Annotated in this window: 16 protein-coding genes; 13 read left to right on the top strand and 3 right to left on the bottom strand. The window is 70.3% G+C overall.

Annotation, left to right across the window (positions count from 1 at the left end; genetic code table 11):
- Positions 1-315 precede the first annotated feature (315 nt).
- The 3 genes from FYX01_RS05385 to FYX01_RS05375 are packed head-to-tail and all read left to right on the top strand — an operon-like array spanning position 316 to position 3,568.
- Positions 316-1,722 carry an FAD-binding oxidoreductase gene (locus FYX01_RS05385; RefSeq protein WP_223830319.1) on the top strand — a complete coding sequence of 469 codons (1,407 nt, stop codon included), beginning with the start codon at positions 316-318 and terminating at the stop codon, positions 1,720-1,722.
- An 11-nt stretch (positions 1,723-1,733) separates the two neighbouring features.
- Positions 1,734-2,804 (top strand): DUF2855 family protein, encoded by a 1,071-nt coding sequence (locus FYX01_RS05380; RefSeq protein WP_190394184.1) that lies wholly within the window; start codon positions 1,734-1,736, stop codon positions 2,802-2,804.
- Positions 2,805-2,860: 56 nt separating this feature from the next.
- Positions 2,861-3,568, top strand: a complete 708-nt coding sequence (locus tag FYX01_RS05375) for a DUF2306 domain-containing protein (RefSeq protein ID WP_150238162.1) — start codon at positions 2,861-2,863, stop codon at positions 3,566-3,568.
- A gap of 64 nt (positions 3,569-3,632) precedes the next feature.
- Here the strand turns inward: FYX01_RS05375 and FYX01_RS05370 are convergent, their stop codons facing one another.
- Positions 3,633-5,009, bottom strand: a complete 1,377-nt coding sequence (locus tag FYX01_RS05370; protein WP_150238160.1) for an extracellular solute-binding protein — start codon at positions 5,007-5,009, stop codon at positions 3,633-3,635.
- A gap of 234 nt (positions 5,010-5,243) precedes the next feature.
- Here FYX01_RS05370 and FYX01_RS05365 point away from each other — a divergent pair, with 234 nt between their 5' ends.
- The 9 genes from FYX01_RS05365 (at position 5,244) to FYX01_RS05325 (ending at position 17,089) form a co-directional block, all read left to right on the top strand.
- Positions 5,244-6,482 (top strand): acyl-CoA dehydrogenase family protein, encoded by a 1,239-nt coding sequence (locus FYX01_RS05365; protein WP_150238158.1) that lies wholly within the window; start codon positions 5,244-5,246, stop codon positions 6,480-6,482.
- 129 nt (positions 6,483-6,611) lie between these two features.
- Positions 6,612-8,006 carry an FAD-dependent oxidoreductase gene (locus FYX01_RS05360; RefSeq protein ID WP_150238156.1) on the top strand — a complete coding sequence of 465 codons (1,395 nt, stop codon included), beginning with the start codon at positions 6,612-6,614 and terminating at the stop codon, positions 8,004-8,006.
- Positions 8,007-8,019: 13 nt separating this feature from the next.
- Positions 8,020-10,941 carry an AMP-binding protein gene (locus FYX01_RS05355; RefSeq protein ID WP_150238154.1) on the top strand — a complete coding sequence of 974 codons (2,922 nt, stop codon included), beginning with the start codon at positions 8,020-8,022 and terminating at the stop codon, positions 10,939-10,941.
- Complete coding sequence (cmdF, locus tag FYX01_RS05350; RefSeq protein WP_150238152.1) at positions 10,938-12,539, top strand: tyrosine 2,3-aminomutase; 1,602 nt, start codon at positions 10,938-10,940, stop codon at positions 12,537-12,539. Before FYX01_RS05355 ends, cmdF begins: the two co-directional genes overlap by 4 nt.
- Positions 12,540-12,570: 31 nt before the next feature.
- Positions 12,571-13,935, top strand: coding sequence for a condensation domain-containing protein (locus FYX01_RS05345; RefSeq protein ID WP_150238150.1), 1,365 nt, complete (start codon positions 12,571-12,573; stop codon positions 13,933-13,935).
- Positions 13,936-13,975: 40 nt separating this feature from the next.
- Positions 13,976-14,260 carry an acyl carrier protein gene (locus FYX01_RS05340; protein WP_150238148.1) on the top strand — a complete coding sequence of 95 codons (285 nt, stop codon included), beginning with the start codon at positions 13,976-13,978 and terminating at the stop codon, positions 14,258-14,260.
- A gap of 7 nt (positions 14,261-14,267) precedes the next feature.
- Positions 14,268-15,101 carry a phytanoyl-CoA dioxygenase family protein gene (locus FYX01_RS05335; protein WP_150238146.1) on the top strand — a complete coding sequence of 278 codons (834 nt, stop codon included), beginning with the start codon at positions 14,268-14,270 and terminating at the stop codon, positions 15,099-15,101.
- A gap of 72 nt (positions 15,102-15,173) precedes the next feature.
- On the top strand, positions 15,174-15,926 hold the full coding sequence (locus FYX01_RS05330; RefSeq protein WP_150238141.1) for an SDR family NAD(P)-dependent oxidoreductase: 753 nt from the start codon (positions 15,174-15,176) through the stop codon (positions 15,924-15,926).
- Positions 15,927-15,934: 8 nt separating this feature from the next.
- Positions 15,935-17,089, top strand: a complete 1,155-nt coding sequence (locus FYX01_RS05325; protein WP_150238139.1) for an acyl-CoA dehydrogenase family protein — start codon at positions 15,935-15,937, stop codon at positions 17,087-17,089.
- A gap of 421 nt (positions 17,090-17,510) precedes the next feature.
- Here the strand turns inward: FYX01_RS05325 and FYX01_RS05320 are convergent, their stop codons facing one another.
- Together FYX01_RS05320 and FYX01_RS05315 are read right to left on the bottom strand one after the other, a co-directional pair.
- A complete protein-coding gene (locus FYX01_RS05320; RefSeq protein ID WP_150238137.1) occupies positions 17,511-19,172 on the bottom strand; it encodes an AMP-binding protein in 1,662 nt (553 codons plus the stop codon).
- Entirely contained in the window at positions 19,169-20,329 is a 1,161-nt protein-coding gene (locus tag FYX01_RS05315; RefSeq protein WP_150238135.1) for an acyltransferase family protein, read from the bottom strand. Before FYX01_RS05315 ends, FYX01_RS05320 begins: the two co-directional genes overlap by 4 nt.
- Before the next feature lie 113 nt (positions 20,330-20,442).
- Here FYX01_RS05315 and asnB point away from each other — a divergent pair, with 113 nt between their 5' ends.
- Complete coding sequence (gene asnB, locus FYX01_RS05310; protein WP_317846045.1) at positions 20,443-22,509, top strand: asparagine synthase (glutamine-hydrolyzing); 2,067 nt, start codon at positions 20,443-20,445, stop codon at positions 22,507-22,509.
- Positions 22,510-22,548 lie beyond the last annotated feature (39 nt).

Raw genomic sequence — 22,548 nt, 5'->3', positions numbered from 1 at the left:
TCAGTCTTCGCCAGACGATCCTCTCCGGGCTGCTCCGGCACCGGCCACTCCTGGCTTGCGGCGGCACCCCCGGAACACGGACAGCACCGTTGAAGAAGACAGGCGCCCCAGGGGCTACGCAGGCTTGTCCTGGCCACCACGACCAGTGCCACGATCCGCCGGCAAGACCAGGAAGGTTCGCACGTGGACACAAACGCCTTTTCCACCGCGCCACCGACGTCCAACCCCTCCGCCATCCGGCCGGGAGACTCCCGGTACGACAGCCTCCTCAGGGGATCCAACCATCGATTCTCCGGAAGCCCCGAGGAGATCCACGTGATCACGACGGCGGAGCAGGCCGTGTCCGTCGTCGGTGAGGCCGCGCGTTCGGGGGCGACGGTCGCGGTGCGCGGCGGCGGGCACGGGTTCGAGGACTTCACCGCCAACCAGGGGGTCAGGGTCCTCCTGGACATGTCGGAGATGGACCACGTCGACTACGACCCCGTACGCGACGCGTTCGCCGTGGAGGCCGGATCCACCCTCGGACACCTCTACCGTGCGCTGTTCAAGGGATGGGGGGTCACCGTACCCGGCGGAGAATGCCCCGAGGTGGGCGTGGGGGGCCACCTCATCGGCGGAGGGTACGGCCCGCTGTCCCGGCGCTACGGAGCCGTCGTGGACTTCCTCTACGGGGTCGAGGTCGTCGTCGTGGACGAGGACCGGAACGCGCGGCTCGTGGTGGCCACGCGCGAACCGGACGACCCCCACCACGACCTGTGGTGGGCCCACACCGGCGGCGGAGGGGGCAACTTCGGTGTCGTCACCCGGTTCTGGCTGCGCTCGCCGGAGGCCGGGAGAACCGGCCCGCGCGAGATCCTGCCCCCGGCTCCGAGGATGTGGCGCAGCCGGGCGGAGATCTGGTCCTGGGACTCCCTGGACGAGGAGACCTTCCGGCGCGTCCTTTCCAACTTCGGCTCCTGGTTCGAGACCCACAGCTCACCGGGCTCCCCTAGCACCGGCATCACGGGGTTCCTCCACGCATCTCCAAGGCACGGGCACGGAGTGGTGGTCGGGGCCATGGCGGACGACGACGTCCCCCAGGTCACCGAACTCCTGGACGACCTCTTCGACAGCGTCCGCGCCGGGGTGGCCCCGTCACCGATGCGCACCGAGTCCGTGCGCCCGTGGCTGGAGTTCTCCGCCTACCCGGGGTGGGGGGACCCCGGAGGCCCCGATACGCGAAGGATCAAGATCAAGGCCGCCTACATGCGGCGCGGGTTCTCGGACGAGCAGATCTCCACCGCTTACCGGTATCTGACCACCGACGAGCCACACGAGTCCCAGCTCATCCTCATCGGCTACGGGGGCGAGGTCAACGCGGTGGACCCGCCGCGGACGGCCACGGCCCAGCGGGACTCGGTGCTCAAGGCGGCCTACATGTCCGTCTGGGGCGTCGCCGAGGACGACGACCACAACATCCGTCACCTGCGGGAGTTCTACCGGGAGGTCTACGCGGACACGGGCGGAGTCCCCGGCCTGGACGGGCCCACCGACGGCTCCTACATCAACTACCCCGACAGCGACCTCGCCGATCCCGCATGGAACAGGTCCGGACTGCCCTGGCACGACCTCTACTACAAGGAGAACTACCCCCGGCTCCAAGCGGTGAAGAAGCGCTACGACCCCGGAGACTTCTTCCACCACGCCCTCTCGATCAGACTTCCCCAGGAACCGGGGGCGTGATGGGCGGGGCCATGGGAACCCACGACTCCTGGGAACTGCTGGTGCGCCGCCACGATCCCTCGCGGACGCGGGTCCTCCGCGGCGGCACGGTCCCGCTGGCCAGGGGACAGGTGCGGCTACGCGTGGAGAGGTTCGGGCTGACAGCCAACAACGTGACCTACGCCCGCCTGGGCGACTCCGAACTCCCCTTCTGGGACGCCTTCCCCGCCCCCGACGGCTGGGGCCGTGTACCGGTCTGGGGTTTCTCCAGGGTCGTGGAGTCACGGCACCCGAAGGTGCCGCCCGGGGGCCGGTACTTCGGTTACCTCCCCATGGGGACCCACAGCGTGCTGACAGTGCGCCCCGAAGCCGAAGGCCTCCTGGACACATCGCCGGAACGTGCCTTCCTTCACCGCTGGTACCGGACCCACCGGCGGTGCGGGGGGCCCGACGACGGGGACGACCTCCGCACCCTCCTGCGCCCCCTGTACCCGGCCTCCTACAACGTGGCCAGGTTCGTGGACGAACACGCCGAGAGGGGTGCCCGCTCCCTCGTCGTCACAAGCGCGTCCTCCCGGACGGCCGTGGGGGCGGCCAGCCTCCTGGCCGGCCGGACCGACCTGGTGACCGTGGGCCTGACGTCGCCCGGGAACAGGGCCCCCCTCCTCGGCCTGGGCGTCTACGACCACGTCCTGCCCTACTCGGAGCTGGACCGGGCCTCGGTGCCCGCTCCCACGGTGTTCGCGGATTTCAGCGGGGACGAGGACCGCATCTCGGACGTCTACCGACGCCTGGGCGAAGGCATCGTCCACACCGCACTGGTCGGCTACACGCATCCGCGCGCACGAATCGAACCGCCTGACCTGGACTCCCCCCGACCAGAGATCTTCTTCACGCCGGACAGGGAGGAGGAACGGGCGAGGGAGGAGGGCCCCGAGAACTACCGGAGGGCCTACGCGGCGGCGGAGGAGCGGTTCGTCTCCGAGGCCGGCTCCTGGTTGGCGGTCCGGCGGCTGGGCGGGCCCGAGGAGGTCGCGAACGCCTGGCGCGACCTGATGGACGGACGCGGCTCTCCCCTGACCGGTGACGTGTGCCTCCCCTGAGCCGCGGCGGGACGGCTCGGCCCCCAGACACCAGAAATGAACATCAGGAGCAGAAGATGGTACAGAACGTCCAACCCACGGAAACCTCCACCGTGCGACGCGGCCGTCCCGGAGGACGACGGGCCGGTGAGACCACGTGGGTGCTCTCCCTGGCCGTGATCGTGACCCTCTACCTCGCCGTACAGGTCCACCCCTACTTCCGGATGGACCCGGCCTATTCCAGGATCGATCTCCAGTTCCCCCTCCACTACTGGCTGATCGTTGGCCACGTCGTCTCCGGGACCCTGGCCTTGGTGACCCTCGTCCTCCAGGCGTGGCCGTGGCTGCGCAGGAACCACCCCTCCGTGCACCGCTGGAGCGGACGCCTCTACGTCTTCGCGGGGGCACTCCCCGCAGCGGCCTTCGCCCTGGCCATGTTCCCCGTGGCCTTCGCCGCCGGAAGCATCGGCATGGCGACGTCGGCCGTGCTGTGGGCGGTGACCGCCGTCATCGGTTGGAGAAGGGCCGTCCAGGGCAGGTACGCCGAGCACCGGCGCTGGATGGTGTACAGCTTCGCCATCGTGTGGGGGTCGGTGATCTGGGGCTTCGCCATCGGCTGGGGATGGCTGCTGTTCTCCCCCTGGACCGTGGACTTCACCTACATCTCCGAAGCCGCGCGCTGGATGGGATGGATCATCAACCTCATCGTGGCGCACTGGTGGCTGGAACGTACCGCGGACCGGCCGCTCGACCTGGCCCGGCCGCCGAAGCGCGCGGTCCGCTGAGGACCGTTCGGGCCACGGGCCACGGGCCACGGGCCGCGCACCCGTGGCCCGAACACCCGTCTCCTCACGTGCCGACCAACGACCACCGGGGGTCGCGGGGCCCGGGGGACGCAACGGTCGCGTTGTACTCCTCCAAGGCCCTCTGCGCCTCCGTCCCGGCCAGGCGGAACCTCTCCGCCGGCTCCGCTCCGTCCGCCAGGACGTCCCCCATCGCCTCCATGAGCGCGGTCTGGAAACCGTGTGACCCCGGGATGACCGGTCCGTGAGCGCCGTGGGTTCCCGAGCAGGCCCCGAGCTGGTCACGTACGACCGCGTGGTGGGGATGCGCCTCGAACCAGCCCTCCGCCCCCAGGGAGCGAAGCGCGGAGAAGGTCGTCGGGGAGGAACCGGACGCCTTGTGCCACGCCACTACGCTCTCCGGCCGGGTCAGGTACATCGCGAGGGCCAGCGCTCCGTCACGGGTGCGCTCCTCCAAGCCGTCCGCCAGCCAGAGGGCGTCACCTCCCACCCAGTTGCCGACCGGCGTGGTCCCGTCCCTGTGGGGCAAAGGACTCACCTCCACCTCGAACCCGGCCTCACGCCCCGCGCGGACCACGTGGTCGGCCTCGAAGGAGGAGCCGACCCGCATGGCCACCTCCCCTTCGGCGAACGCGGTGATGACACCCGGCCAGTCCTCAAGGGCCCCGGTGTACAGGAAGTGCCCGTCGGCGTTCAAGCGGTGCCACCACGTGACCAGTTCCTCCAGTCCCCGCGTCCCCACGAGGGCCTGCCCGGCGCGGCCCTCCCTGCCGTTCGCCCGGTCGACGAGGGCCACACCCCGCTGCGTCAGCCACTGCTGGAAGAGCTTGCCGTCGTTGGGCCAGCTGACCCCGAACGGCGCCGTCCGGGCCCGCCCGACCGACGCGCACGCCGACGCGACCTCCCGCCACGTCCGCGGCGCCCTGGTCACCCCCGCAGCGCTCAGCGCCGTCATGTTGGAGTAGAGGACCATGGTCGAGAGCCCGAGGGGTACGGCGGCGAGCTCGCCTCCGTAGGTGAAGAAGCCCCGGGCGGCGGGCACGGCGTCACCCGTGGTGACGGGTTCGCCCCACACGTGGGAGCGTCCGGCCAGCGCCCGTTCCACCGGTACGAACAGGGGTCCGCCCCCCGCGTCCACCGTGTCCAGAGCCTGGCGTGAGGCACCCGTGTAGTAGCTCACGAGGGCGGGACGCCTCCCCCGCCCGGCCTCCTCCGCGGCCAGGGCCGGAAGCTCCTCGTACCCCGCCGCCCGGACACGGACCCGAACCCCCGGATGCCTCCGCTCGAACTCGGCGGCGCGGGCGCGCAGCGGATCGAGGAATCCGGGGAACGGGTAGTCGGAGAGAAGCACCTCGAGGACCGTCGCGCCGCTCGCGCCTTCCTCCGCCGCCGGACCACCGACGGTCTTACTCCTGGGACGCATGGTCCTCCTCCTGCTCTGCGTGGGAACTGCGGATCCAGACACACATCGTGCGCGTGCCGGGAGTAGCGGGCGTCCTCAGTCTTGCTGTGTGCATCGGGCCGGGCGGGACGGCGTCCGCGCAGCAACCCAGGAGACGCACCCGTGACACGGCCGGTGTGAGGCTTTCTACGCCTCGTGCGGTGGACGGTCCCGACCACCTCTCACCGTCACGCACCCGATTCGGAGGGCCCCGGTATGACCGTCAGCGAAGAGAAGAAGTCCCCGGACGCCACGGAGCCCTCGGTCTTCGTGGAAAGGGCCCGCGACATCGCGGCCTCCCTCGTCGAGCGCCAAGCCGAGACCGAGGCGCGTTCCTACTACGCGCCCGACACCCACGAGGCGCTCAGGGAGGCGGGACTGTACCGCCTGTTGGTGCCCCGCCGCCACGGAGGGCACGAGGTCGGCGTGGACACCTTCTTCGAGGTCGTGCTCACCCTGACCCGGGCCTGCCCCTCGACGGGGTGGATGTACTGCCTGGGAGCCGCGCACGCGCTTCCGGCCGCCACGCTGTTCGGCGAGCGAGCACAGGCGGAGATGTTCGGGGGAGGGGACTTCATCTGCCCGAACACCGTCGCGCCCTCGGGCGTCGCGGACCGTCTGCCCGACGGGAGCTGGCGTGTCAGCGGCACCTGGAAGTACTGCTCGGGCTCGCCCTACGCCACCCACTTCATGGGGCACGCCCTCATGTCCGGACCCGAGGGCGGGGACCCGGTGACGGTGCTCTTCGTCGCCCCCCGGGAGAGCTGGGAGCGACTGGATGACTGGGGCGACCAGCTCGGGCTGAGGGGCAGCGGCTCCCACAGTGTCCGCATGGAGGGCGCCGTCCTCCCGGGACATCTCGTCCTGGAGACCCACCTCAGCCAGGGCAGGATCTCCACGGACACCCCGGGCCACCTCATACACGACCATCCCCAGTACGGAGGCGGCCCGCTCAGCTTCATGCTGCTCGAGAGCGCGGTCCTGGCCGTGGGGATGGCCCAGGCGGCCCTGGACGCGTTCGAGTCCCTGATGCGGGAGAGGAACACCTCCTTCCCTCCCATCGTCCCCCGGTACGAGGACCCCGACTACCAGCACTGGTACGGGGAGGCCGCCGGGATGATCGCTACGGCCGAGGCGGCGCTGGCGGACACGGTCTCGCGGTGGCTGGGGACCTGTGAACGCGGACCCGACGCGTTCACCAAGGAGTTCGAGTGGGGTGTCGCCACGGTCTGCCGGGAGGTCGCGCGCCTGTCCTGGCAGGCGGTGCAGTCGCACCTGTTCCCCAAGGCGGGTTCGAGCGCGGTTCGCCGAGGCGAGCGCGTCGAGAGGGTGTGGCGGGACATGTCGACCATGCGCAGCCACGCGGGTTTCTCCGTCGTCTTGGAGTCCATGGCGAACAGGGAACTCGCCCGGGCCCGTTTCCATATCGGCGAAGAAAGTTCCGAAGAACTTTAGGGCATTCCATAAGAAGCCGCAATGGCGGAGCCCGAACAAGAATAGGGAATACGGAAGCGGGCCTGCTCGCAAACCGGAAGAAGCGATGCGGCACCCCGATCGGTATTCGATTTCTGGGAGAGATTGTTCATGGGTGAGCAGAAGACACGCGCCGTTGTCCTCGGCGGTAGCATCGCTGGACTCTTCGCCGCCAGGGTCCTGGCGGACGCCTACGACGATGTGCTCGTCGTCGACCGCGACACACTCGTCGGAGTCGACTCCGCCCGGCGGGGATGCCCCCAGGGCAAGCACATCAACGGCCTCCTCGCCCGCGGCCAGGAGGCGATGGAGGAGCTGTACCCCGGTATCACGGAGGAGCTGTTCGCGGACGGGGTCCCGACGGGCGACCTGTCCGGGAACGTCCGCTGGTACTTCCGGGGCAGACCGGTCGTTCAGCAGGACGCGGGACTGGTCTGCGTCGCCGCCAGCCGCCCGATGCTCGAACGCCACATCCGTGAGCGCACCGAGGCGTTCCCGAACGTCTCCTTCGCGGAGCGGCACGACATCCTCGGCCTGACCGTGACACCGGACAAGAGCAGGGTCACCGGCGTCCGGGTCCAGCGCGCCGGCTCCGACGAGGAGGAGAACATCACCGCGGACCTGGTGGTGGACGCCACCGGCCGCGGCTCGCGGACCCCCCTGTGGCTGGCCGACCTCGGTTACCCCGAGGTCGAGGAGGAACGCAAGAAGATCGGTCTCGGCTACGTGACCCAGCACTACCGGCTCACACGGGACCCCTACGGCGACGACCTGTCGATCAACCCCGTGGCCTCACCCGAGCTGCCGCGAGGCGCGATCTTCACCAAGACGGACGGGAACCGGGTGGAACTCACCACCTACGGGATCCTGGGCGACCACCCTCCCACCGAACAGCAGGAACTGTACGACTGGCTGGGGACGCTGGCCACCCAGGACATCAGGAAGGCCCTGGAGCACGCGGAGCCCCTGGACGCACCTGTCGCCTTCCGCTTCCCGACGACGCTTCGGCGCCGTTACGAGTCGATGGCGCGCTTCCCCGACGGACTCCTGGTCACCGGTGACGCCGTGTGCTGCTTCAACCCGGTGTACGCCCAAGGGATGACGGTGGCCGCGCTCGCCGCCCTGACCATGCGGGACCACCTGCACACCGGTGCCGCGCCCCAGCCCCGGCAGTACTTCCGCGACCTGGCACGGGACGCGATCGACCCGCCCTGGGACATGACCCATGTCGTGGACCTCGGGTTCGCCGGGGTCGAGGGCGAGCGCACACCGTTCATCCGCGCCCAGCAGCTCTATCTCAAGATGGTGCAGACGGCCACGGCCAAGGACGGAGCGGTCACCGCGAGCTACATGCGCGCGGCGGGCCTGGTGGACCGGCCGGAGAGCCTCATGCGTCCCGGCCTGGTCCTCCGGGTGCTCTGGAACCTCCTCCGCCCCCACCCCCGGCGCGCCACGCGCGCGGGTTCCGCCCCCGCACCCGTGCGGCGCGGCGTCACGGCGCGCTGACGGGCACGCCGAGATGACGACGCGCCACGCCCCGCAGCCGCACACGGAGACACTGGTCGCCCCCACCTCCTGGGCACAGGAACGCTCCTGGTCGCGCCTGTGCTCAGGCACACCCGAGCCCCATCGGACCCTGTCCATGGAGGGGCGGGGCCCGCTGGACACCGGAGCCCTCGCCCAGGCATGGAACGCCCTCGTCGTCAGGCACGACTCCCTGAGGACGGCCCTGGTCGACGTCGGCGGTGAGCCCGCACAGGTGGTCGCGTCCCTGGGGACGCGCGCCCACGGGAGCCCCGACACGAACCCGGCCGCCGCCCTGACCGTCCCGCGCGAGGACCGCGACCGCCGTGTCCTGGAACTCAGGTTGCGGGACACGGTCGCCGACGACCGTTCCGTGTCCGTCCTGCTGCGGGAGCTGGGCCTGGCCTACACCGCGGCCCTGGAGGGACGCTCGGTGTGGCAGGCCCTCGGCACGCCCGCGCCCCAGTACACCGAGCACGCTCGGCGGCAGCGGCTGTGGGAGTCGACCGAGGAACACCGGCGCCTGCGCCGTTGGTGGTCCGCGCGCCGCACTCCTCCCAGCGGCTGCGTGCTGCCCACCGACCGGGGGCGGCCCCCCGTATCCTCCCCCGAGCTGGGAAGTGTCCCGTTCGACTGGGGCGACATCCCCGCACCGGCGGCCCTGGCACGGGACGAGGGGATGTCTCCGGCGGCGGTCGTCCTCACCGCTCTCTCCCTCCTCCTGGGCAGGTACTCGGGCCTGGAGCACGTCGTCGTGCACGTACCGGTCGAGAACCACCTGCCCTGTGGCTACGAGAGGATGGTGGGGCGTGTCGACGACGTGGTGCCCGTACACGTCACGACGACGGGCGAGCGCCCCTTCCGTGTCCTCCTGCGCCAAGTGGACGAGGCATGGCGCCAGGCGCGACTTCACGGGGCCCTCCCGTCCCACCAGCTGCCGGAGGCGGCGTCCGGCTCCCCCGACAGGGCCGTGTTCACCGCGGAGCCGGGAACCGAGCACTTGCTGGAACTGGCCCACACCACGCTGAGGCAGCGGGGGAGCGAGCGCGCCCTCCCACCCGAAGCGGCGGCGACGGCCGACCTCGCCCTCGCCCTCGACGGCACCCCTGCGTCCCGGGGCCGGCTGTTCTACCGGCTGGACCGCTTCGATCCGAGCTCCGCCAGGCGCGTCCTGGCGCAGATCCGTCACCTCGTGGCCTCGGCCCTGGCCGCTCCGGACTCCCCGTCGTCCTCCCTCGCCCTGGAACCGCCCGAGCGCACGCACGCCCGACTCAAGGCGACCGACAGGACTCCGGCGGCCCCCTCCGACCCACGGCCGGCGCAGGAGGCCGTCTGGAGACTCGCCCGGGAACATCCGGACGCACCCGCGGTGGGCCGGCCCGGCGGGGACCTCACCTACGGCGGGCTGGCGCGCCGGGCCGCGGCCGTTCGCGCCGCCCTGACCGCGGACGGCCCGGTGGCCGGAACCCCGGTCGTGGTGCGCGCGCCCTCGGGGCCGAGCCAGGTGGCCGCCGTCCTCGGCGTCCTCGACTCGGGCGCCCACGTCGTCTGCCTCTCCCCGAACGACCTCGGCCAGTACGGCGTCCAGTTGCTGGGGGAACTGCGCCCGGCCCGGTTGCTCCTGGAGGCGAACGGAGAGGACGACGCCGGAACCCGACTGCTGCGGTCCGATCCGGGTGTGGGAGTGGTGGACCTCGGCCTCGTCGGTGAGGGCCGGACCGGCCCGCCCCCCGGCCCCCGCACCGAGTGGGCGCAGGGCCCCGGCGACACCGCCTGCGTCTCCTACACCTCGGGCTCCTCCGGGGTGCCCAAGGGCATCCCCCAGACCCATGCCGCGCTGTCGCAGTTCACCGGCTGGCTGGCACGGGAGTTCGGCCTGGGTCCGGGGTCGCGGGTGGCCCAGTGGGCCGTCCCCGGATACGACGCAGCCCTGTGCGAGACGCTCGCGGCGCTGTGCTCGGGAGCGACCCTGTGCCCCGTACCCGAGGACTTCAGGGTCCACCCTGACCGGATGGCTGACTGGCTGGCGCGGGAGGGCATCACCCTGTTCCAGACCGTCCCCAGCTTCGCCAAGGCACTCCTGGGCTCCCTGTCCGGGAGGGAGCCGGCCGCCCGGCCGGTACGACTGCGCTGGCTGCTGTTGGCAGGCGAGCCCCTGGACGGAAGTCTCGTCACGGGCCTGCGCGAGGCCCTCCCCGGTACCAGGATCGTGAACCTGTACGGAGCGACGGAGACGATCCTGTCCACCTACCACGAGGTCACCGGCGAAGTCCACGGAACGGTGCCCCTGGGCCTGCCTCTGCCCGGCAGACAGGTCGCGGTACTGGACGAGCAGGACAGACCGTGTCCCGACGGCGTCGTCGGCCGGATCGTCGTCCGCAGCCCCTACGTCACTTCCGGCTACCTGGGTGCGGACGTGGACGAGGCGGCGGCGTTTCGGCCGGCGGAGGCCCTGGCCGCGGATGCGCGGCCCGGGGACCGCTACCACCGCACCGGGGACCTGGCCCGGCGGCGCTGGGACGGCGCCCTGGAATACGTGGGACGGGCGGACGACCAGGTCAAGGTCAGCGGCGCACGATTCGAGCCGGGGGACCTGGAGAACGCTCTGTCCGCTCTGCCCTCGGTGGTGGAGTGCGCGGTGGTCGCGGTGCGAGAGGCCGACGGTTCCCCTCCCCGACTGCTCGCGTACGTCGTTCCCCGCACGCTCCCCGCCGAGAGGCCCGTCTCCAGGGAGGAGCGAAGAGCCTGGCGGAGCGCTCTGAGAACCCGATTCGGGCACAGGGCGCCGCCCGTCTCCTTCGAAGTCCTGGCGGCGATGCCCCGCAACCTGGGGGGAAAGGTGGATCGGCGCGCACTGGCGGACAAGGCGCGGGCAACGGCCCCGAACACGGACGAGAGCACGAGGTGGAAGACATGACCCTGCCGGAGACGACACGATCGGTCCGTTTCGACGGGGAGAGCCTTGGGTTGGCCGACCTGGCACGGATCGCAGGAGGGCAGGGCGTCGCGTCCCTGGACTCCGACACGCTGGAGAAGGTGGCCAAGACCAGGAAGATGTTCGAGGCGACCGTACGCTCGGGTGTGCCGGTGTACGGCGTGACAACGGGTTACGGCGAGATGATCTACATGCTCGTCGGCACCTCCAAGGAGGTCGAACTCCAGACCAACCTGGTGCGCAGCCACAGCGCGGGGGTGGGTCCGCTGTTCTCCGCGGAGGAGTCGAGGGCGATCGTCGCGGCACGCCTCAACGCCCTCGCCAAGGGGTACTCCGCGGTCCGGCCCGAGGTCGTCGAACGCCTCGCCCTCTACCTGAACCAGGACCTCGTGCCAGCGGTCCCGCAGATGGGGTCCCTCGGTGCCAGCGGTGACCTGGCTCCGCTGGCGCACGTCGCCAGCACCCTTATCGGCGAGGGGTACCTCCTACGGGACGGTCGGCCTACGCCCACCGGACCCCTGTTGCGGGAACTGGGCGTCGAACCGCTCACGCTGCGGTTCAAGGAGGGCCTGGCCCTCATCAACGGCACGTCCGCGATGACGGGTCTGGGAGGGCTCGTCGTGCGGCGGGCGCTGGAACAGGTCCGCCAGGCGGAGATCATCACCGCCTTGGTGATCGAGGTTCTGCGCGCCTCCACCGGCCCCTTCGCGGCCGAGGGGCACGAGATAGCCCGCCCGCACCGGGGCCAGATCGACACGGCCGCGAACATGCGCGCGCTGTTGGGGGGAAGCCGCCTCGCCCTGTCCCACTCCGATCTCCGGAAACAGGCACAGGAGCAGGCTGGGAACGAGGTCAGCCGCAGTGACGTGTACATGCAGAAGGCGTACACGCTGCGCGCCATCCCCCAGGTGCTGGGAGCGGTGCGCGACACGCTGCGCGAGGCCCGCCACCGGGTCGAGACGGAGCTGAACTCGGCCAACGACAACCCCCTGTTCTTCGAGGGGGAGGAGATCTTCCACGGCGCCAACTTCCACGGCCAGCCCGTCGCCTTCGCGATGGACTTCACCACGATCGCGCTGACCCAGCTCGGCGTCTTCTCCGAACGCCGGACCAACCGCCTGCTCAACCGCCATCTGAGCGACGGGCTGCCGGAGTTCCTCGTCGCCGGGGACCCGGGCCTCAGCAGCGGTTTCGCCGGCGCACAGTATCCGGCGACCGCCCTGGTGGCGGAGAACCGGACCATCGCGCCCGCGAGCACCCAGAGCATCCCCTCGAACGGCGACAACCAGGACGTGGTGAGCATGGGTCTCATCGCGGCCCGCAACGCACGCCGCGTGCTCGACAACAACGACCGGATCCTGGCGGTGGAGCTCCTCGCCGCCGCCCAGGCGGTGGACCTCTCGCAGGTCGCGGACCGCCTCGGACCAGCGGGCAGATCCGCCTACGAAACACTCCGTTCCCTCGTGCCCGTGCTCGACGAGGACCGCTACATGTCGGACGACCTGGAGCTGGTGGCCGACTCCCTGCGCCGCGGCGTGCTGGCCGACGCGGTCCGCCGCGGCGGGACCGACCTGCGATGAACCACCCCGGCTCCCCCTCAGGAGGATCACCATGACCGCTTCCCTCGCGCAGGAGCAACCGGACGGCCCGGTCCGGACCCTGCCGCTGTCACTGAACCAGCAGTTCCTCTCCATGTTCGACGGCGGTGAGGAGGAGGGCCCGTTCGGCCCGACCTACAACATCGCGTGCGCGTGGCGACTCACCGGTCCGATCGACCCCGAAAGGCTCACCGGCGCGCTGGAACACCTCGTGGAGCGACACGAGTCCCTACGGACCACGCTCGTGCGGTCCGAGGGCGGATACCAGGTGGTCCACGAGCCCAGTGCCCCCGAACTCTCCGTACGGGACCTGTCCGGATGCTCCGCGGAGGAACGCGGACCCCGGGCCGAGGAGCTGACCGCGTGGGCCGAGCGCCGGCCGCAGCGCATAGACGCGCCCCCGCTGCTGCGAGCGGTGCTGGGCAGGTTCGACGACGAGGACTCAGTTCTGATCCTCGTCGTCCACCACACGGTCGCGGACGAATGGTCGATGCAGATCCTCATCCGCGACCTGGCCGCCCTCTACGGGGCACTCGCCCCCGGAGGCACCTGGCCGCTTCCGGCCACGCAGTACCGGGACTTCCTGGAGTGGGAGCTCAACCGGCCCGGGGAGCGCCTGACACGGGCGCGGGAGTACTGGAGGGAGAACCTGCGCGACGCCCGGCTCCTGGCGGTGGCCACCGACCACCCGCGTTCGGCGGTCCTGCCCAAGGCTACGGCCTGGCACCGTTTCACCATCGGCGCGGACGTCACCGAGCGGGTGCTCGAACTGGCCCGGTCCGCCCGAAGCTCGGCGTTCATGGTGCTCCTGACCGCCTACAACGTCCTCCTGCACCGTGAGACGGGCAGCACCGACATCGTCGTGCCGACCTTCGCCTCAGGACGCAACCAGGCCGAATTCCACGAGACGGTGGGAGCGTTCTTCAACTTCGTCCCCCTGCGCACGGATATCGAAGGGTGCCGTACCTACCGCGATGTCCTGAAGCGCACCAGGCGGTCCTGTCTGGGGGCCTACACGCACGAACTCCCGTTCCCCGAGGTCGTGGCCGAGGCACCGGATCTCATGTCCCCCTCGATGGGGGACCGATCCGCTCCCTGCGCCTTCCAGGTGTTCCAGGCCGCGTTCGTCGCCGACGACGTCGAGGGAACGGAAGGGCTCAGCTACCGCAAGATCCAGCGAAGGACGCTCTCCCAGAGCTCCGGAGCGGACATTCCCGACGGGGCGATGCTCCAGTTGGAGATCTCCGCTGAGGGCGACCTGGTCGGCAATTTCGGCTACAACACCAATCTGTTCGACACCCGTTCGGTGGTGGAGAGGGTCGCCGGGTTCCGTGAGGCACTGTCCGACGTCCTCCACCTGGATTCGCCCCTCGCCTGAACACATGGGGCACGGCCGGACGGTCCCGAAAGGAAAAGCGATGAACACCAGGACAAACGATCCCGCCTTCGTGTCGCGCGCGGTGGCGGACATCTGGCACGAGGTCCTAGGAACGAACCACGAGCGGCCCGGCGCCTCCTTCTTCGAACTCGGCGGCGAGTCCATCAAGGCCGTACGGCTCACCTCCAGGATCACCGAGGAGCTCGGAGTCGAGATGGAGGTGGGGGACCTCTTCGAGGAGGATCCCGACCTCACCGACCTGACCAGGACCGTGACCCGGGGGCTGGGCGGCCCGGACCGCCTCCCCGGGAGCGGGGACCGGTGAGGCGGGCATGGAAGAACTGACCCGGTTCCGGCCCGACGCCGACCTCGACTCGTTCGTGGCCGCCCTGGAGAGGGACGGCGGAGCGGTCGTGGAGGACTTCGCCGATCCCGAGACGCTCGCCGCTCTCTGGGCGGACCTCGGCCCGCCGCTCGATTCCACCCCCTACTGCGGTGACTGGTACAACGGCACGCGCACACGACGGCTCTCCTCCCTGTTCGCCCGGACCCGCCACGTCGTGCCGCTGGTGACCCAGCCGCTCTACCTCGGCGCGGCCAGGGCCCTGATGCAGCGCCCAGTACCGATGTGGATCGGACGCTCCCAGGTGGATGTGACCCCCAGTATCCAGATCAGCGGCACCCAAGTGATCCAGATCGACCCCGGCCAGGGCAAACAGCCCCTGCACCGCGACGACGCCCTGCACCTGCGCAGGCACCCCGGGCCTGTGAGCCGCCTTCAGATGATGCTCGCCATGAGCGACTTCACCGCGGAGAACGGCGGCACCCAGGTGATTCCGGGCAGCCACCTCTGGGACGACGACCAGGCGCCCGACGCCTCCGCGTCCGTTCCCACCCGGATGCGCGCGGGCTCAGCCCTCGTCTGGGAGGGCGGTGTCTACCACAACGGCGGACGCAACACGTCCGAAGAGCCCAGGACCGGCCTGACCATCGCCCTCGACCTGGGCAACCTCCGGCAGGAGGAGAACCAGTACCTCGCCGTTCCCCGCGTGATCGCCGCCGACCTGCCCGAGGAAGTGCAGCGACTCCTGGGATACGACCGCTGTCCGCCGGGCCTCGGGTGGTTGGAGATGGACGACCCGCGCCTGGCCCTGGACAGCGACTGACCACGGGGCGTCGTCCCGCGGGACGACGCCCCGTTCCCGGCACGACCCCACATGCGAAGGGAAGGATCACCCATGAGTGAGTTCCACGACAAGACCGTGCTCATCACCGGCGGAGGCAGCGGCATCGGCCTGGCCACCGCGCGCCACATCCTCGACGGAGGCGGGCGGGTCGCCATCGTCGGACGCGACGCCGAACGGCTCGCTTCCGCCCAGGCGAGCCTCGACGCCGGGGAGCGCGTCCTCTCCGTCCCCGGGGACGTGTCCAGGGTCCCCGACGTCGAGCGTGTGGCCGAACGGGTCCAGCAGCGTTGGGGGACGCTCGACGGCGTGTTCGCCAACGCGGGGATCGGACTCAACGCCCCCGTCTCCGAGACCACCGAGAAGGACTTCGACCTGGTCGTCGGGAGCAACTTCAAGGGCACCTTCTTCACGGTCCAGCAGACCCTGCCCCTGCTGAACGAAGGGGCGTCGATCGTGCTCAACGCCTCCTGGCTCGTACACCGGGGTATGGCGATGGGGTCGCTCTACGCGGCGAGCAAGGCCGCCGTGCTCAACCTCGCCCGTTCCATGGCCCCCGACCTGGCCGGACGCGGTATCCGCGTCAACACGGTCACTCCGGGGCACATCCACACGGAGATGTTCGAGGCGGTCACCGGAAACGAGCAGGTGAGGGAGCTGTTCCGCGGCCAGGTTCCGCTGGGGCGTGTCGGTGCCCCCGCTGATGTGGCCGAGGCCGTGGCCTTCCTGCTCTCCCCCAGGTCCGCCTACGTCACCGGCCAGGAGCTCGTCGTGGACGGCGGACTCGTCTCCTCGGTCCCGGCCTGAGGGGCGACGTGAGCTACTACGGCTGGGGAGAGGAACACGAGGCCCTGCGCGACAGGGTCGGCGAATTCGCCCGGGAGGAGGTGGCCCCGGTGGCGGCCGGGCTGAGCCGGCGCGCCGAGTTCCCCTACGCGCTGGTCGGTGCGATGGGAGAGCTGGGTCTGTTCGGGCTGCCCTTCCCCGAACGCTACGGGGGCGGCGGGGGAGACTACCTCTCGCTCTGCCTGGCCGTCGAGGAACTGGCCAGGGTGGACTCGTCCGTTGCGGCCACGCTGTCCGCGGCGGTCAGTCTCGGGGCGCTGCCCATCTCCATGTTCGGCGACCCCGGGCAGAAGGAGCGATGGCTGCCGGAACTCTGCGCGGGGCACGCCCTGGCCGCCTTCGGGCTCACGGAACCGCACGGCGGGACCGACGCCGGCGCACCCCGCACCACGGCGGTAGAAGACGGCACGGCGTGGGTGGTCGACGGTACCAAGTCCTTCATCACCAACTCCGGCACGGACATCACGCGGTTGGTCACCGTGACCGCCGTGACGGGTGAGCGCGAGGACGGAGGGCCCGAGATCTCCGCCATCGCCGTTCCCTCGGAGACGCCGGGGCTCACTGTCGCGGACGCGTACACGAAGCTGGGTTGGCGCGCCTCGGACACCCACGAGCTCTCCTTCTCGTCGTGCCGGGTGCCGCGGGAGAACCTCGTGGGCGTCCGGGGCCGCGGGCTCTCGCAGTTCCTTGCCGTCCTGGACCGCAGCAGGATCACACTCGCCGCCTTGGGCGTGGGCGTGGCCCAGGGGTGTGTCGACGAGGCCGTCCGCCACGCCGGGGAGCGCGAGGCGTTCGGGGTTCGGATCGGGGAGCACCAGGCGGTGCGCTTCAGGATCGCCGACATGGAGGCCAGGACGCACAACGCCCGTCTCTCCTACCACTACGCCGTGGCTCGGATGCTGCGCCGAGAACCCTTCTCCAAGGAAGCGGCCATCGCGAAGCTCACCGCCTCGGAGGCCGCCGTGGACAACGCCAGGGACGCCGTCCAGGTCCTGGGGGGACAGGGCTACATGGACGACTCGACGGTGGCCCGCCACTACCGGGACGCCAAGATCCTGGAGATCGGTGAGGGCACCAGCGAGGTGCAGCGCATGGTGATCGCCGACCGTCTGGGCCTGCCCTGACAGCTCCCCAGCGCCGTGTCGGGGCACCCGGCGACGGTTCCCCGGGCCGGGGCCGACCGCCCTGGCCCGGGGGCCCCTCCCCGGAGCGGCGGCGCAGGTCCTCGGCCAGCGGGCGGGACGGACGCAGCCGGGCGTGCGCGGCCACGACCGGCCGGGGCCAACGGTCCGGTGACGCGCGGTACCGCTCCGCCGGATCCGGCCGGGCGCCGGCCCGGGTGACCGGGCAGACGTGGACGCCGGCGCCGAAACGGGAAGGCGCGGACGAGGAACCGACACGTGCGCTGTCATCCACGGGGCTCACCGCGGCGGCCCTCCTCCCGGTGCTTCGTCACTCGACGTCCCGAAGCACGGGGCGACCGCCCCCACCGTCCGGAAACGGCGGGGCCCGTGGCCGGGTCGGTGGTCCGGCCACGGGCCGAGATCAGGACGCGAGCTGGGCGTCGAACCCGAGGAGTGCCACGGCCTCCTCACGGAGGCGCGTCTTGCGGACCTTCCCGCTGGCGGTCATGGGGTAGGCGTCCACGATCCTGACGTACCTCGGGATCTTGAACCGCGCCAGGCGCCCTTCGCAGAACCGGCGCAGGTCGTCGGCCGTCAGGGGCTCCGACCCCGGCCTCATTCGCAGGCAGGCCATCAGTTCCTCACCGTAACGGCGGTCCGGTACCCCGATGACCTGGACGTCCAACACGTCCGGATGCGTGTGCAGGAACTCCTCGACCTCGCGGGGGTAGACGTTCTCACCTCCCCGGATGACCATGTCCTTGATACGTCCGGTGATGCTGACGTAGCCGTCGTCGTCCATGGTCGCGATGTCGCCCGTGTGCATCCACCGTCCGGTGTCGATCACCTCGGCGGTCCTCTCCGGCTCGCCCCAGTAACCGAGCATCACCGAGTAACCCCTTGCGCACAGCTCACCAGCGACGCCCCTGGGCACCATCCGCCCCGTCTCGGGGTCCACGACCTTGATCTCCACGTGCGGTCCGGCGCGCCCGACCGTGGAGACCCGGCGCTCCACCGGGTCGTCGGCACGGGTCTGCGTCAGGACGGGGGAGGTCTCCGTCATGCCGTAGCAGATGGCGACCTCGCTCATGGCCATCCTCTCGATGACCTGGTGCATCACCTCGACCGGGCAGGGGGTACCCGACATGATTCCCGTCCTCAGTGAGGAGAGGTCGCGTTCGTCGAACCCGGGATCGGCGAGCTCGGCGATGAACATCGTGGGGACGCCGTAGAGGGAGGTGCAGCGTTCCTCCTCCACCGCGTCCAAGGCGGTCGAGGCGTTGAACCGGGGGCCGGGGACGACCACGCAGGACCCGTGTGTGAGGGCGGCGAGGCTGCCCATCACCATCCCGAAGCAGTGAAAGAACGGTACGGGCAGGCAGACCCGGTCCTCCTGGGTGTAGCCGAGCAGCTCGCCCACCGAGAAGCCGTTGTTGAGGATGCTGTGGTGCGAGAGGGTCGCGCCCTTGGGGGAACCCGTCGTTCCGGAGGTGAACTGGATGTTGACCGGATCGTCCTGGTCCAGGCGTTCCTGGGCGCGGGCGAGGTCCGTGTGGGACACCCCGCGGCCCGCTTCCAGGAACCGGTGCCAGCCCTCGTCCAACAGGACCACGTGCTCCAGGGCGGGAATGCCCCGGCGTACCTCCTCGGCCACGTCCGCGTAGTCGTCCCCGTGTTCGGCGGCCGCTGCGAACAGGACCCGGGTCTCCGTGCGCTCCAGTACGTAGGAGAGCTCACCGGATCCGTAGGCGGGGTTGACGTTGACCAGGACGGCACCGATGCCGGCGGTCGCGTACTGGACGACGACCCACTCCCAACGGTTGTGCGCCCACAGTGCGACCCTGTCGCCCCGGGCCACCCCCAGCCCGAGGAGGGCCCTGGAGGCCGCGTCCACCTCCTCCGCGAGCCCGCCATAGGTCAGCCTGGTCCCCGAGGCGCGGTCCACGAGCGCCTCACAGTCGCCGTGGTCCCTGACGGCACGGTGCAGTGCGTCACCGATCGTTCCCGCCAGCAGGGGCCGGTCGGCGGTGCCCGAGTCGTAGCTGTGGCGCCTCGCGCCCTCCGCCGCGTGCGCCGCACTCATCGTTCGATCACCTCGACGCTCGGTTTGACCGTCGCCTTGCCCAACCGCTCCCTCAGGCGCATGGCGGGCATCTCGACGAGGAAGTAGCTCACCGACGCGGCCAGGACGCTGCCCACCAGGACGACCGACATCAACTCGATGAAGCCTCCCGCCTGCATGAGCCCGCCCCCGTAGAAGTAGATGATCGCGATGTGCCAGAGGTAGACCCCGTAGGAGATACGCCCCAAGTACGTCATCACGGGGTTGCTGAGGAAGGCCACCATGAACCGCGGCGACTCCTTGGGCATGGTCAGCGGAGCCAGTGCCAGCAAGCCGAACAGCAGGTACAGCACATGCTCGGTGACGGCCTGGGGCACGGCGGGGTAGTTCGCGTACCCGGGCTCTCCGAAGGGCGAGAAGCAGGCCGCCAGGTAGACGCCGGCCGCCGCGACCCAGGCGAGGCCCGGACGTCTCATGAGCAGTCGGTAGGGGGCCGGTACGCGGTCGGGCACGGCCTCCGCCGTCACCGAGAGCGTTGCCAGGGCCATACCGATGGCGACGTAGCCGAACCACTTGAACGGCCACTCCTGTTGGATCGCCCAGGGCTCGAAGGCGGGGCCATGGACGTAGACCGTGTAGGCGACGCCCACGATCATGGGAACGAGCAGGCAGGCGAGGATACGGCGGGAGCGTCTCACCGGGTCCGTCACGCGCCGGGCGAACAGGTGCATGAGCCACGCCATGAGCGGCAGGAGCGCGTAGAAGGCCACCTCGGTGGCCAGACTCCAGGTCTGCTCCATCCCGATCACCCGGGCGTTCTCCTGGTAGATGTGCAGGAGGAGCATCGGCCGGACGATCTCCCACAGGGTGTTGACGGCGTCCCGGTTGAGCAGGACCAGGGTCACCACGACCAGCAACCAGTACGCGGGCATGGTGCGCAACAGGCGACGCCACAGGTAGGGGCGGAGCTTGGGTCCCTGGCTTCCGGCGACCGTGGCCGCCACGAAGGGCCTGTACAGAAGGACACCCGAGAGCACGAAGAAGATCGGGAGGCTCACGTGCAACTGGTGGAGCATGACCCCGGCGAAGCCGTTGCCCGGAACGTCCCCGATCCCGACCTGCCCCGCGCTGAGGGCCACGTGCGTGGTCAGTACACCCAGCGCCGCCAGACCGCGCATACCCTCCAGCTCCGGAAAGTAGCGCCTTTTCGTCCGTAGGGCCAAGGTATCCGGCCCGCTCGTTTCAACCGCGACCACAGCAATCTCCTTTTTCTGTGATTGGTGCGCCCAGGATGCCCTCCATAAATGGGTACCGCATCTCTCTTATTGCTCTCCTTGCCAGACCCGGGAAAAGGTTTCTCCTTTCTTGCCAAAATAACCTCGGAGCCCGCGAGGAGAAGACTCGGAAGAAACGCAACCATATCCTTATACCGAAAGGAATGAACTGCCCTCGTCCGGGGACTGGCCGGGCGGACGTGCCTCGGGAAGGAACGCGAACGATGTGCGGAATCGCTGGGTTCATGTCCCTCGGACCCGGCCCCGGACCGGGGACACGAGAACTGGCGGGAATGACGGACACGCTGACGCACCGGGGGCCGGACGCCGCGGGACAGACCCACCATGACGGTGTCTCCCTGGGGTTTCGCCGTCTGGGGATCGTCGCTCCGGGAGGAGCCGGCCAGCCTCTGTTCAGCGAGGACGGGAACGTGGCCCTGGTCTGCAACGGGGAGATCTACAACGAGCCGGAGCTACGTTCGGAGCTCACCGCCAGGGGCCACCGGTTCAGCACCCGCTCCGACACGGAGGTCATCGTCCATCTCTACGAGGAGATGGGGGTGGAGCTGCTGGAACGGCTGCGCGGGCAGTTCGCCTTCGCCATCCACGACCGGCGCAGGCGCCGGCTCTTCCTCGCCCGTGACCAGGTCGGCGTCCTCCCCCTGCACCACACGCTGACCCCTGACGCCTTCGTCTTCGGTTCCGAGGCCAAGGCCGTGATCGCGTTCCCGGGTGTCGAACGCGCCGTGGACCTGGTGGGGCTGGACCAGGTGCTGACCTTTCCCGGCCTTGTGAGCCCTCGGACCATGTTCCAGGGGGTCGAGGCGCTGCCCGGCGGGCACTACTTGCTGGTGGAGGACGGAAGGGTCGAACGCCACCGGTACTGGGACTTCGGCCGACCGGACCCCGACGCGCCGGAGATGGGCGAGGCGGAGTACGCCGAGCAGCTCCTGGAACTGCTCGACCGCTCGGTCCGACGCCGGCTGCGCGCCGACGTCCCGATCGGCCTCTACCTGAGCGGTGGGCTGGACTCCTCGCTCATCGCGGCCCTGGCTGAGAGGGCGGCTCCCGGGCACCCCACGTTCTCCGTCGCCTTCCCCGGCGACGACATCAACGAGTCCGGATTCCAAAGGCTCATGGCGGAGCGCATCTCCTCGCCACACCACGAGACGCGAATCGGCCCGGACGAGATCGTGGACGGCCTCCGCAGGATGGTCCTGCACGCGGAGACACCGGTGAAGGAGACCTACAACACCTGTTCCCTGGCGCTGTCGCGCAGCGCCAGGGAAGCCGGGGCCAGGGTGGTCCTGTCGGGTGAGGGCGCCGACGAACTGTTCGGCGGCTACGTCGGGTACCGGCTGGACGGGCTGAGGCCTGGGCCCCGTACCTTCGGCAGCCCCGTGGAGGAGGCCCTGGAGCGCAGGGTCCGGACGGTCTTGTGGGGGGACCCCGGCGTGGGCTACGAGCGGTCCTACCACGCGTGGCGGCGCTCGAAGATGCCCCTGTACTCCGAAGGGGTGCGCGACGCCTTCGCCCAGGCGGACTGCCTCAACCACCCGGTGGTGGACGAACGGGCCCTGGCCGGGCGCGATCCCCTGGATCAGCGCTCCTACCTGGATCTGCGCCTGCGGCTCGCGGACCACCTCCTGGGAGACCACGGCGACCGTATGGCGATGGCCAACTCCGTCGAGGCGCGCCACCCCTTCCTCGACCTGGACGTCGTGGAGTTCGCGGCCTCCGTCCCCGCGAGGCTGAAGGTCAACGCGTCGGGCGAGAAGTACCTCCTGCGCCGGTCCGCCCGGGGGCTCGTGCCCGACACGATCATCGGCCGGGAGAAGTTCGGGTTCCGGGCACCCGGCAGCCCCGCCGTGCTCAGGTCCGGGGCCGAGTGGGTCGCGGACACGCTCTCGCCCGCGCTGATCGCCAAACAGGGTTACTTCGACCCCGAGGTGGTCGAACGCCTCCGGCAGGGGTTCCTGTCACCTGAGTCGGATCTGGACCCCCACCGCGAGGACGATCTGCTGCTCGTGGTCCTGACCTTCGGGATCCTTCTGGATTCGTTCGGCCTTCCCGATCATCCCTGACCCGGCCCGTACCGAGGCCGGGACCGACGAAAAGGAACG

The organism is Nocardiopsis quinghaiensis (genome assembly GCF_008638365.1).
Classification (GTDB): domain Bacteria; phylum Actinomycetota; class Actinomycetes; order Streptosporangiales; family Streptosporangiaceae; genus Nocardiopsis; species Nocardiopsis quinghaiensis.
The sequence above is the reverse complement of the archived record's forward strand: the minus strand, read 5'-3'. Positions and strand labels throughout refer to the sequence as shown.